This is a genomic window from Streptomyces sp. NPDC048290 (genome assembly GCF_040652095.1).
Lineage (GTDB): Bacteria > Actinomycetota > Actinomycetes > Streptomycetales > Streptomycetaceae > Streptomyces.
Window position 1 is genome coordinate 23,259 of sequence record NZ_JBEZLM010000015.1, and the last position, 12,302, is coordinate 35,560.

9 protein-coding genes are annotated in these 12,302 nt (G+C 69.3%); 6 read left to right on the forward strand and 3 right to left on the reverse strand.

Features of this window, described 5'->3' with window-relative positions; genetic code table 11:
* Positions 1 to 136 precede the first annotated feature (136 nt).
* Positions 137 to 1,000 (forward strand): hypothetical protein, encoded by an 864-nt coding sequence (locus tag AB0D49_RS25120; RefSeq protein WP_362761287.1) that lies wholly within the window; start codon positions 137 to 139, stop codon positions 998 to 1,000.
* A 1,099-nt stretch (positions 1,001 to 2,099) separates the two neighbouring features.
* On the opposite strand, the gene AB0D49_RS25125 is transcribed toward AB0D49_RS25120, so the two are convergent.
* Entirely contained in the window at positions 2,100 to 2,927 is an 828-nt protein-coding gene (locus AB0D49_RS25125; RefSeq protein ID WP_362761289.1) for an SDR family NAD(P)-dependent oxidoreductase, read from the reverse strand.
* Positions 2,928 to 3,653: 726 nt separating this feature from the next.
* Between AB0D49_RS25125 and AB0D49_RS25130 the strand changes: the two genes are divergently transcribed.
* Both AB0D49_RS25130 and AB0D49_RS25135 read left to right on the forward strand, forming a co-directional pair.
* Positions 3,654 to 4,211 carry a DUF1062 domain-containing protein gene (locus tag AB0D49_RS25130; protein ID WP_362761291.1) on the forward strand — a complete coding sequence of 186 codons (558 nt, stop codon included), beginning with the start codon at positions 3,654 to 3,656 and terminating at the stop codon, positions 4,209 to 4,211.
* A gap of 412 nt (positions 4,212 to 4,623) precedes the next feature.
* Positions 4,624 to 5,643: a hypothetical protein gene (locus AB0D49_RS25135; protein ID WP_362761293.1), complete on the forward strand. Its 1,020-nt coding sequence runs from the start codon at positions 4,624 to 4,626 to the stop codon at positions 5,641 to 5,643.
* Between the two features lie 459 nt (positions 5,644 to 6,102).
* On the opposite strand, the gene AB0D49_RS25140 is transcribed toward AB0D49_RS25135, so the two are convergent.
* Complete coding sequence (locus tag AB0D49_RS25140; protein ID WP_362761295.1) at positions 6,103 to 6,264, reverse strand: hypothetical protein; 162 nt, start codon at positions 6,262 to 6,264, stop codon at positions 6,103 to 6,105.
* A gap of 724 nt (positions 6,265 to 6,988) precedes the next feature.
* On the opposite strand from AB0D49_RS25140, the gene AB0D49_RS25145 reads away from it, so the two are divergent.
* Both AB0D49_RS25145 and AB0D49_RS25150 read left to right on the forward strand, forming a co-directional pair.
* Positions 6,989 to 8,227: an alpha/beta hydrolase gene (locus AB0D49_RS25145; RefSeq protein WP_362761297.1), complete on the forward strand. Its 1,239-nt coding sequence runs from the start codon at positions 6,989 to 6,991 to the stop codon at positions 8,225 to 8,227.
* Between the two features lie 15 nt (positions 8,228 to 8,242).
* Positions 8,243 to 9,583 (forward strand): MFS transporter, encoded by a 1,341-nt coding sequence (locus tag AB0D49_RS25150; RefSeq protein ID WP_362761299.1) that lies wholly within the window; start codon positions 8,243 to 8,245, stop codon positions 9,581 to 9,583.
* Between the two features lie 252 nt (positions 9,584 to 9,835).
* Here the strand turns inward: AB0D49_RS25150 and AB0D49_RS25155 are convergent, their stop codons facing one another.
* A complete protein-coding gene (locus AB0D49_RS25155; protein ID WP_362761301.1) occupies positions 9,836 to 10,366 on the reverse strand; it encodes a hypothetical protein in 531 nt (176 codons plus the stop codon).
* A 1,036-nt stretch (positions 10,367 to 11,402) separates the two neighbouring features.
* Between AB0D49_RS25155 and AB0D49_RS25160 the strand changes: the two genes are divergently transcribed.
* Positions 11,403 to 11,819 (forward strand): DUF4259 domain-containing protein, encoded by a 417-nt coding sequence (locus AB0D49_RS25160; protein WP_362761302.1) that lies wholly within the window; start codon positions 11,403 to 11,405, stop codon positions 11,817 to 11,819.
* Positions 11,820 to 12,302 lie beyond the last annotated feature (483 nt).

A 12,302-nucleotide genomic window follows, 5' to 3' on the forward strand; every position in this document is an offset into this window, starting at 1 on the left:
CGGAGGTGGGGCCTGCCATACCCCAGGGTCTCCGGCCTGCTCCGGTGCCCGGGAGGCGCCGGTGCGGAACCGTGGTCGGCAGGACGGCGGTACGACGTCTGCCGTCCCCGCACCCGATCGAGCCGAAGGAACCTCCTTGCCCAGCTCCACAGCCCCACCGCGTTCCGCGCATGCCCCCGGTCGCGCCGCCGCCGTACTCACCGCGCTCGCCGTGGCCCTCGTCACCGCCTTCGTCCTCGCCCCGCGCCTGCTGGCGGCGAGCGGGCCGGGCGACGCTCTCGCCGACCGGGGCAGCCTCGTCCAAGCCGTCCGCGAGGCGTTCGTCACGTACTGGAACTCCGGTGACCGGGACTTCTCGCCGGAACTTCAGCAAGCGGTCGACTACTGGTTCCGCTACCACGTGGCCAAGGCCGTGATCGCCGCGCTCTTGACGATCGTGCTGATCGCACTCGGCGTCCTCTTGTGGAAGGCGTACCTGAGGTCCGGTGGTCTCGGGACGGGCAGGAGCGCGGCCCTCGCGTCGAGCGGCGCTCTGGTCATCGTGCTCGCCCTGTTCTCGCTGGCGGTGGTGATGGCCAATGTCCAGGGCGCGGTGGCACCCTTCGCCTCGCTGCTGCCGATGCTGGGGGTCACCGCAGCCGACGGAGAACTCGGCGCGACACTCGACGAGATCAGGTCGCGCCTGGCCGTCCACCCAGGTGCGGGTGAGCGGGCACAACCTGCCATCGAGGTGATGATCAGCGACTTCGCCCGCTATCACATCGCCATGGCCGTGCTCGCCTCCATCGTCACCGTCGTCCTCATCGGCGTCAGCGTGCTGCTGTGGCAGCGGTTCGCGGGAACGGATCCGTCCGACCGGCGAACGAGGCGTGTATGGGCGGGATTCGCAGTGCTGTCGGGTGTGCTGTCACTGCCTGTGCTCGTGGTCGCGGTGGCGAACATCAGCACCTCGGCGGACCCGGCACCGGCGCTGCTGGCCTTCTTCGAGGGCGGCTGGTGACACTCCCGAACCACGCACCGAGCACATCAGCCATCCCCCGGCCGACGGGCAGGAACGCATGAAACTGAGACAACATCACCCGCCATACGACAACGCCCCAGGACAGCGCACCTACCGCGATCCCTCACCCCTGTGGCAGAGAACCCGCAGGGGGATGACCGACCCCCTTTCGTGCGGGGCGTCGGTGCGAAAGCGACAGCAAACGAGGCGTGCTCGTACGCCGTCGATGGATGCCAGGATCTCCGCCCGCTCCCTGTGGCCCGCTGCCCGACTGAGACGCCGACGGGGAAGAGACCGAGCGGCGGGTGGACCAGCTGGAGGCGAACGCTGCGCCGGTCACGGCACGGGAAGCCCACGCCCTGGCCAGCTGCTACGGCGCCGTATGGTCGCTGGTCCACCTGGGGGCCACCGGCCCTGTCGATCGTCTGGCGTCGCCGGCCGGACCACGTCCAGGACCTGAGTCCAGGGCGTGGCCGACCTGGCAGCTCGCCAGCCACCGCTCACGCTCAGTGAAGTCCGTCCCGGCCCAACCAGCCAGAGCCGGAAGTAGAAGAAGCTGTCGTCGGGACATCAGCCCAGCCCTGGTGAACAGTCGGCACAAGGACGTGATCCAGGCATGAGTGTGCTGGTGGGGGTGAGGGTGGGATCGGACCTGCTGCCGGGCCGTTGCAGTGACGGCCGCGGGACTGGGCGGCTGCCGGATGAGGTCGCGGTCAAACGGACGGAGCGGTCGCTGTGTGCGAGCGGTAGTCGACGGCCCCGCTCCGCGGCTGCGGAGATCGGCGGAACGGGTTCCGGGCGGCTGGCGGTCGGCGTAGAGGTGGCGGCGGATGCCGACCGCGCCGTCGGCGAGGGTGCGCTGGGCGTTGGTCCCGGCCGGGGTGGGTATGCAACGCCCGGAGTCGCGCCACGGCCTTCCCGCATGTAGTGCTGTGACCGGAAAGGTTCGCGGGGTTGCTGGTGGTACCGGTTGAAAATGCCTTCCTGAACCAGTAGGGAGACCGGATGACGCGACCGGTCCGGGTTCGCGGGCTGGACGATCTATGGAAGCTGCTTCGGAGTCAACCCTTGCGTCACCCCGATCGGCTTCGAACAACACTCAGCCACGCTGGCCGCTGCCGCTCGCGGCACGGGTCAGCTCCATCAAGCGTCTGCGTGCTGCGGGGTCGTACGCCTGCGCATGGGCGCGCGCATCGGTGAAGCGGTCGAAGTAGCGGCCTGAGGTGAGGGCGATTTCGGGGTCGAGGAGAAGCCGCGCGACGGGCTGAGCACCGTCCTCTGGGGTAGTGCGGGGTGGGATGCCGAAGGCGCGGACGCTTTCGGTGTCCATCAAATCCGCCGGATGCACCGCATTCACCGTGACTCCAGTGCCTTGCAGTTCCACGGCCAGGTCGAAAGTCGCCATGATGAGTGCCAGCTTGCTTCTGCCGTAGGCACGCAGGCCGTCGTAGTTGTGCTCCATCATGACGTCCCGAAAATCGACAGCGCCCTGGACCGAGGAAGCAACGTTGATCACCCTGGCGGGTGCAGAAGAGGAGAGCAGCGGTAGCAGGCCCAGGGTGAGGGCATAGGGGGCGAACAAGTTGACGGCAAGACGCAGTTCATAACCCTGGCGGCTCACCTCCCGCCTGCGCGGATCGGAACCCGCAGTCACTGCTGCGTTGTTGATCAGGCCGTCAAGGTGCGGTTCCGCGTCACGTATCCGGTCGGCCAGCGCATGTACCTGGTCCAGATCGGACAAGTCCGCGAGGTAGGTACGGACGGTGACGTCGGGACCGGCCGCCCGCGCCTCTTCAGCCACGGTCTGAAGTCGCGCATCGTTTCGGCCGTGCAACAACAGGGTCCCACCATGAGCCGCGAGCTCGATCGCCAGTGCGCGCCCCAAGCCTTGACTGGCACCGGTGATCAGGGTCGTGTGTCCGCTCATTGCCTCGCTCCTTTGTATTCGGGATGTCATTGTCGAGGCTCGAAGCGGACGAGGGACGGCCAAGATCCCCTTCGAGAGCTGCGAAGTGGCGCACCTGCCAGTCTGCTGCTAGTCGTTTGGGAACGTGCACACCGACGAGGGTATTCCTGCCCGCTCCCGTGGCCGCTCCGAGAAGGTGGCGTGCTGTCTACCGCCAGTAGGTGTTTCTCTTCATCAGCACGTCGAAGCGTCCGTTGACCTGCGGGATTCGTCTGACATGGGCTGTTGTTGAGGCAGCTATGAGCGTGCCGTGGACCCGCCGGAGGCGAGGCAACGGGGGGGCGGAGAAGGGATAACCGAGGGGCTGGGCAAGTGGTCAGTTGCTGGCAGGGCGGGTCCTTTTCCCTCCAGTTGTCGGTGCAGGGGCCTCTGCGGGTGAGGCGTCTTGTATGAGAGTGATGAACGACCAGTTCGGTGGCCTGCTGATGACCGTTCCCCAGAGGGTGCGCGGCCGGTCTCACCGGAATTCCCAGGAGTGGGTGCCGACGGGCTGTTCGGCGTGGGGGCCGAAAACCAGTGGAGCGGTACTCCCGTGTGCCGTTACCGTGCTCGCGCCCGCAGTCGCCCCGGCAAGGACGTGCCGTTGTACACCAAGTGAGACCCCCCGAGCGCTGAACCGTCGCGCGTCGCATCTGTGCGACGCGCTCCTTTTCGCTGCGGTCCTCTCACTGGAACCGGTGTGTCTCTGTGTCCAAACTCTGGGTGGTCGTGCCCACCTGCCTGCCCATCGTCCTCCGCCGTTGCCACAGGTGCGTCTCCGGGCGCTTCCGGGCGAGCGGCAGATTCCGCGTCAACGCGAACCACAAGCTCCTCGACGCCTGGCTCCTCGCACTGTGCACCGAGTGCGGGGACACCACCAAGCTCACCGTCCTGGAGCGGACCAGCGTGCGTTCCGTACAGCCTGAACTCCTGAACCTGCTGCACGGCAACGACCCCGGCCTGGCGGCCGAACTGCTCCAGGACCCGGTCGTACGGCGCCGCAACCGCATCGCCCTCGACTGGGACAACGCCTGGCGCCTCGACAGCGGCAGGCCGGATCAGCCGGATCAGCCAGAGGGTGAGGCGATCGAGGTCTCGGTCCGCTTCGCGGCGCGGATTCCCGTGCGGCCGGTGCGACTGATCGCGGAGGGATTCGGTACTTCGCGAGCCGAGGCAGAGAGGCTGATCGCCGAGGGGAACCTCGTGTCGACAGTCCGCCTGAGCGGCAAGGTCTCCGGCGACTTCACCTTCACGCTCAAGCGCTGAGTCCTCCAGACCCGGGCCTGTCCGGCAGTATCCGATCAGCCGGACAGGCCACTCCCTGAGAACGGGACGCAGGCAGATCCGCAGGTGATCCGCGATCCCTCTTGCGGCCGTTGATCTAATGGCCCGGGGCGTAGCCGCCGCTGTCCCTGCCGACGGTGGGAGGCCGCTTTGACGGACTGGGAGTCGACCATCAGGGGCACCGGGTAGGGTCATCAGGTTTTCCGGTGCGGATGCTGCGGCGGAGTTGGTCCCGGACGAACGTCACCACTCCGGCCCGGTTCCGCCTCCAGGAGAAGCCGTGAACCGTCTGAGTAGCGGGCCGGTCCGGCTGAGTACGATTACTCAGGGCGGGGCGCCGAACTCCTCGTACCGTCGGGGGTGGTGGTCGAGCGGAACGGACGGCGGGGAGCCCATGAACGCACTCATCCAGCAAGCGAGCGGTGGTTCCGGTGCGCCGGACGAGTGGCCGATGCTCTACCTGGGCGTGGTAGCCGTCCTCGCGGGGTTCGGGGTCCTGGTCAATGTGATCGTGCTCTACGCGTCCATGAACGTCGATCAGCCGGGCAGGACGGGGACGGTGGCGATGCTCCTGCTGCCGTGGATCGGCCTGGCCGTGGCGTGGGTGGCGTCCATGAGGCTCGGCCTCGACGCGGTGGACCGGGGCAGATCCCCCTGGTGGTACCTGCTCGCGGGAGCCGGGGCGCACCTGGGGGCGCTGGCCGTGGTGGTCCTTCTGGCCTGGTCCGCCAAGCGGAGGGCCGAGCGTGTCCGTGCCCGGCGCCTGGCACAGGCACTCGGAGGGGCCGACCGTCACAGCGGCCCGGCGCCGGACACCGCCACGCGGAGGGCCGACCGCGACAGCGGCCCCACGCCGGGCACGGCCACGCCCGGCGCGCGGACCGGTGCGACACGTGCCCCCTCGAAACCGGCACCGCTGCAGTCCGCACCCCCTGTCGACTCGCCCCGCTCGCACGAGGAGTGGCAGGCCCGGGTGATCCGCAGGCCCGACGACGTGGGATACGGGATCGAGCTGCCGTGGCAGGCCGAGAAGTACGTCGCGCACCACCACCGCCTGCTGGACCGGTGCGTGCCCTTGGGCTGCCACCCCGGAGAGAGGGCCACCGCGGGCGACGCGCTCGCGGTCCTCGCCCTGGGTGAGAGCATCCACCGCGAGGTCTTCTCGGACCGCGCCTGGTCCTTGCACGCCGCCATGAGGCGGGGTGCCACCTGGAACGAGGTGGCCGCCGCGCTGGACGTGACGACGGGCCGGGCCCGGTCCGTCCTGCGGTCCTTCGCAGAGGGGCAGCGGGAGCTGAACGAGGAGACGTCCAGGATAGGTGACCCCCCCTTGGGTTACTCCGTCGAGGAGTACCGCTCCGCGCTGGCGCTCATCAAGCTCGCCGACGACGCCCGGTCACCGTCCGCCACGTAGCGGGACGGACGGAGTCAGTCCAGGTCGGGGATGAACGGGCGGGAACGCCGTGTGCCGCGCTCCGCGGTCCGCTGGTTCGCGGCGCGCGCCGGTGCTTTCGTGAGTGAGTGTGTGACCGCTTCCGCGCCCTTTTCGCTCGTCTTCCGCGGGTGTGCTCCCGTGTGCGCCGCCGCGTGGTGTCCCGCCGCGCGGACCAGCCGAGCCGCAGTCACTCTGGGATCTTTGGGGTCAGGATGTGCCTGCGGTGCGCCATGCGGCTGGCGCGGCCCTGGACCTGTTCCGGAAGCCTCACTCAGGTCTCCTCCAGTCCCCAGCGGGCGAGCCGCTCGTCCATGTTCTGCGAACACCCGTAGTGCTCGGCCATCACGCCATGAACGGCCACGCCCATCCACCCACGGCAGCAGGGCCTCCATCCGCTCCCACGCCGCGTCCGTCAACTCACCTCGACCTGCCGCAAGATCAATGGTCGGAGCCCTCGTGCCCGGACTCCCGCCCGGGGTCCGTCACGAACCGGCTCAGCCGGTAGGTGGTCGGGAGCACCAGGCGCCCGCACAGCGTGTCGATGCGGATCACCGACCCGTCGACTCCGGCCTCCCGAAGGCGGCGCAACTGCGCACGCATCTCCGCTTGGTCCCGCGTCTCGACGACCACTACCCACCGTCCCGCGTCCGGCGCGGTGCGAGCGGCGAGCCGCTGACGTTCGGCCTCTTGCCGCCGCCGTCTCTTCCCTTGTCCCGGCACCAGCCCAGGCTCCCTGGCCGACCCCAGGGCCGCAACGGAATTGCGCCGAGCAAGCCGCATGAGACGGCGCGGGAGACGGCGCCTCGGCGATCCAACTGTCCCGGACAGACACCACGGCGTCTCAGCGTCAGGCGCTTGTCCGGGGCAGGATCGGGCAAGCAGGCCCACTGAGGCGATGCGCTACCTCCATGGAGAGCAGCCGGCCACGTCAGGCCCGCAGACGACACCGGCGGGATGCTTCCGACTCGCGGGATCACCCATGAGCGCGTTCATGGCCTTCAGCGCGCCACCGAGGCCTGTTCCCGCCAGCGCTCCACGAGGCCCGCGAGGCGAGCGACGGCCATCCTTTCGGCCAGGGTCAGCTCATCGACCGACCACAGCCGCACACCCCCGTCCTGCCCATGACGCCACCGGGCGCTCACCTCGGTCCAGCGCCCGGACCAGATGTGTCTTCCGGCCCCGTCACCGCAACTGGCCTCCGCACACGGCGAACCGGCCGGATCACGACATGCCTGGTCGCGCGGTGTGAACCCCAGCCCCGCCGTCCGCCGTGACCTCATCGACGCCCGGAATCCGGGCCCCGGGCCGACAGAAGGGGAAGACCATGTCCGCACCTACGATGCCCACGCCGAATCCGCTGTTCCCCGGCCCCCACTGGACCTCGTACCGCTTCACCGCCAGCGACATCATGGACGACCAGATCAAGCATCAGATCAGCATGATGGCCCATGGCATGTCCGATCTTGGCGAGTGCCTGGAGGCCGCCCGCATGATCGGAGACGACGACGAGGAGAGCTGGGTCTCGGCGTGGAGCGAACGCGCCGAGTCGCTCCAGCGGCGGGCCGAGACCGCCGTCAGGCACGGCCACCGCGTCTCGGCGGGCGACGCCTATCTGCGCGCGGCGACCTACTGGCGGGCCTCGCTGATGCATTTCAGCAGGCCGGACGACGTACGCACCCGGGCCAACGCCGTCAGCGCGTACGACTGCTACGACCGCTATCTCGAACTCTCCGGCTATCCGGGCGAGCCGGTGCGCATCCCGTACGAGGGCGGTTTCCTGCCGTCGTACCTGTACCGCAGCCCTGAGGCGGGGCGCGAGGCGCCGCTGCTGATGTTCTTCCAGGGCCGGGACGCGTGGCCCGAGGACACCCGCTGGCTCTACGACGGCGCCATCCGGCGCGGCTACCACTGCCTCGCCGTCCAAGGGCCCGGTCAGGGCCTCGCGCTGCGGCTCAGCGGGATGACGTTCCGGCACGACTGGGAGCGGGTCGTCACCGCGGTCGTGGATACCGCCGTCGGTCTGCCAGGTGTGTCCCGGGACAGGATCGGGCTGATGGGGCTGAGTTTCGGCGGCTATCTCGCGCCCCGGGCCGTCGCCTTCGAGCAGCGGATCAAGGTGTGCGTGGCCAACCCGGGCGTCCTGAACTGGGGCGAGGTCATCCGCGCCGGGCTCCCCGCCCTTCTCGACGACGCGCTGGCGGCCGGTCCCGAGACGTTCAACGCCGCGGTCGCCGCCGTCACCGAGCGATCCCCGCTCGCCGAGTGGTTCCTGAGGGACTCGTCGTGGAAGCACGGGGTGTCGACGCCCTATGACCTCTTCCGCGAGTTCGACGCCTGCGACCTCACCGAAGTCGCGGGACTCATCACCTGCCCGACGCTGGTGATGGACGGCACACAGGAGCGCTTCTCCACCGGTCAGGCCCGCCGCCTGTACGACGCTCTCGACTGCCCCAAGGAATTCATGGTCTTCGACGAGGCGAGCACCGCCCAGTCACACTGCCAGAACGGGGCCACCGCCACCGCCGCCGCGTTCACCTTCGACTGGCTGGACAGCCGGCTCTAGCGCCGGGTACCAGTCATGCGTACACACACCGCACCCGGACCTCGGGACACCCTGCACGGCGGCGGGCGGGCCGTCTGCCTGCTGGCCGTTCTCCTGGTGGCGATGGAGCAGCTGAGCCGCGAGGCGACCAGCACCCTCGCCCCCGACATCCGCACCAGCTTCGGCATCTCCGACGCCGTGTTCGTCGCCACCGCCGGTCTCGCCGGTGTGGCACTGGCCCTCGGCGGCCTGCCCATGGCCTGGCTGGCCGTCCGGGTCAACCGCAAGCACCTGGTGGTCGCCTCCGCCGCGGTCGGAACGCTCTCCCTCATCGCAGCGGGGACGGCCCGCAGCATCTGGCAACTCCTTGCCGCGTTCGCCCTCACCGGCCTCGCCGCGGCCTACTCCAGCCCCGTCTTCGGCTCGCTGCTCGCCGACACCTACCCCACCCACAGCCACGGCCGCGTCTACGCCCTGTACGCCGCGGCAACCCCCGCCGGACAGGCCATCGGACCCGCACTCGCCGGGACACTCGCCTCACTCTCCGGTGAAGCACAGGCATGGCGCTGGGCCTATCTCGCCCTGGCGGTGCCCTACGCGCTGCTGACCGCCGCCGCAGCACTCTTCCTCCAGGACCCGGGACACGGACCGGACAGACCAGACAGCCTGTCCAGCCCGGCACCGGTGGGCATCATCCAGGCGTTCAGGCTGATGACCCGGGTACGGACCTTCCTCCGCGTCTGCCTGTCCGCCGGCGTACTCGGACTGGCGCTGTACACCGTGCCGGTCCAGATGTCGCTGCTCCTCGACGAGGAGTACGGCATCAACGCCCTCGGACGTGGCCTGGTCTTCTCCCTCGTCCAACTGCCCGTGATCGCCGCCATGCTCATCGGCGGACGCCTCTTCGACCGGCGCTTCCGTTCCGCACCGCAGGGTACGGTCATCGCCGCCGCCGCCGCGATCGTCGGCTACGGCACGATCACCGCCACCGGCATCTGGCTGCGACCCGCTCCTCTGCTCATCGCCTGCCATGTACTGGCCTCGGTATGCGCCGGCATCGCTCTGGTGGCCGTCAATCCGCTGGTGGCCGCGGTCACCCCGCCCACCATGCGCGCCCACGCCTTCGCCATCCTCCCGGTGTTCACCCTCCTGACAGGCGGCTTCCTCGGATCGGTGTTCGCCGGAATCGTCTCCGACACACACGGCCCCCGCACCGCGATCTGCATCGCCGTCGCCCTCTCGGCGTCACTGGCGGGATTCCTCCTCCTGCAAGCACGCACCACACTGCACACCGACATGACGGCAACGGCCCCACAGCCACCACCGGCCGCCCAGGCCGTCCCTGCACCCCGGCAGCCGACGGCCGACGTCGTCTGAAGCCCCCGGACAACGCACACCAGCCCGGCCGACGCCCCTGGCGCACCCGGGACGACACACATCCCCCGCCGACGGGGACACCGCAAAGACCATGCGGGCCATATGGACCGAGCCGCAGGCAAGCAGCCGGGGCCGCCTCAGCGCACCCACCCATCACCCGGTGACACCCGCCGCGTGAACCGGGCTTGGTCGCCTTGTCGGGGATCTCGGCGCCGGAACGCCTTCGTTGGGTCGGGCCCGGTATCCCGTGGATCACTGCCATGGGGGTGTCGGTGTACCGTCCGGGTCCAGGCCGTGCGGCCACAGTCTGTCGAGCAGTTGCCGCACCTCACGGCCGAGTCCTCTGGCGCCGCGGTCGGCGTCCTCACGGGCGAGGGCTTCGGCAGACTCCGGGTCCCCGGCCTCCTCCCGCATCAGGGCCAGGTCGCCCAGGGCGCCGCTGTAGCCTCGGTCGGCGGCCTCCCGGGCAAGGACCTCGGCGCCCTCCCTGTCCTGCCCGGCCCGCTCCCGCATCCGGACCAGGAAGGGCAGGGAGAGGGAGTCACCGTGGTCGGCGGACTTCCGGGCGAGGGTTGCAGCAGACTCCCGGTCCCCGGCCCTCTCCCTCAGCAGTGCCAGCATGGTCAGGGCATTCGTGCTGCGACGGAGGTCGGCGGCCTGCCGGGCAAGGGCTTCGGCGCCCTCCCTGTCCCCGGCCTTCTCCCGCATCGCGGCCAGGTCGCCCAGGGCGCCGCTGTGGCCTCGGTCGGCGGCGCGTTGGAGGAGGAGGTGACTCCATTGCAAGCGGTGCCGGTCTCCGGCTGCTGTGGCGAGGTTGTTGAGGTCGTCGGGGTGGGTGAGGTGGGTGTGTGCGGCGTACCAGAAGGGGGCGGGCGGGCAGAGGCGGCGGCCTGCACCCGTGCCACCGGTGCCTTCGCCGCCGTCCTCGCCCTCGCCTGCGCCACCACCGCAGCCCTTGCCCCCTCTTCACCTGACGACCAGCCATTCCCGGGCCCGAAAACCGATCAAACTCGGCCGGGCCGGGCCAGGGCCGATCTTGGCGTGGCCGACAGTGCAGCGTCGTGGAAGAGACATCGCCTGCTCTGGAGGGCCTGCTGTTACCGTCCATCGCGGACGTGTCGGTGCTGTCGCTGGAAGTGAGCCACGAGGCGATACACATCGACGTCTGCAGTACCGCGAGCAGGGCGGCATGCCCGGACTGACGGGCCTTCGGGGTGTCGATCAGTCGCAGCGCGGTATTGCGGCTGCTCGATGCATCGCCCGAACCCGAAGCCCCGGCCCCGCGGGTGGTCGGTGTCGATGAGTACGCCACACGCAGGGGACGGTGGCAGCACAACCGGACCTCCGTCCTCAACGAGTACAAGCCCTACCTGGACGAACGCTGGGAAGAGGGTTGCACCAACGCCTGGAAGCTCTGGGACGAGAGTGTTCTCTTGGGCTATCGCGGCAGCTACGTCCGGGTTAGCGCCCACCTACGAGAGAAGCGCACCTCACCACGGCCGGTCACGGCGCACCCGCCGACACCCCGCGTGGTGACGCTTGGGATCCCCATCCGACCCGAGACGCTGACCGAGACCGAACAGCTCCGGCTCAAGACGATCCTGGCCAACTGCCCTGAACTCGATGCCCTGACCGGTCATGTCCAGGAACTCTGGAGTCGTCGAGGGCCACGTCAATCGGATCAAGGTGCTCAAGCGCCAGATGTCCGGACGCGCCGGCTTCGCACTGCTCCGCAAGCGGGTTCTCCTCGCCCCATGACCGATGTCAGTGGTTCCTGGAACGATGCCTTCGTCAGAGACAGCCGTGTCAGGAGTCATGCATGGGAACGTGGGGAACCGGTCCGTTCGACAGCGACCTCGCCGCAGACTTCGTCGACGCACTTGAGGGACTCACCCACCAGCAGGTCATCGACGTGCTGGAGCGGGCATTCCAGCGAGTCATCGACTCGGGAGAGCGCGTCGATAGCGGAAACGAGGCCGAAGCCGTTGCCGCCGGCGCTCTCGTCGCCAGCACCCTCCCCGACAGCCCCATGGTGATTGACCCCGATGACGGCCCCAGTCGACCTCTGCCCGAACTACCGGCCTCGCTTCGCGCGTCGGCGAGACTCACACTAAACCGGGTTCTCCGGGACGGATCAGAGAGGGCGACCGGCTGGGTGGACAGCGCCGACGCCGATCAGTGGCGCCAGGAGGTGCGGCAGATCCTCCAAGCACTCGAAACACCCGCTGATCACTGATCGTGACCGCTCCACAGAACTCGTGCCAGAACCCATTCCCGTGGACGAAGCCAGGCCCGTTCGACGTCATCGGCCACCCTCACGTGCAAGATACGGCGGCCTCTGCCGGGCCGAATCCGGGCACGGCCCCGGACAGGCACGTAAGCAGCAGCGCCAGGGCCAGGACGCCGTGCGCGGCACGGTACGCGAACGGCACCTGGCCGTGCGCGAGGAGCCGGCCGGCGTGTCCCGCGCGCACAGCCAGGCGAGCGGCACCCCTGCGGCGCCGCTTCGGGGGGGGACCGGAAGAAGACGCCGGAGGCGCAGGAGCCACTCGCGTTCGGGCTCTCGATCACGAAGCCCGAGTTCCACAGCGCGTCCAGGCAGTCAATGCCCGCTCCCCGCAGACAGGGGCCGCTTGACGGGCCGCTCAACGGGCCGATCATCATGGCGAAGTGATCGAACCTCACCACGGACATCCTGTCAGCGGTGGGAGCAACACTC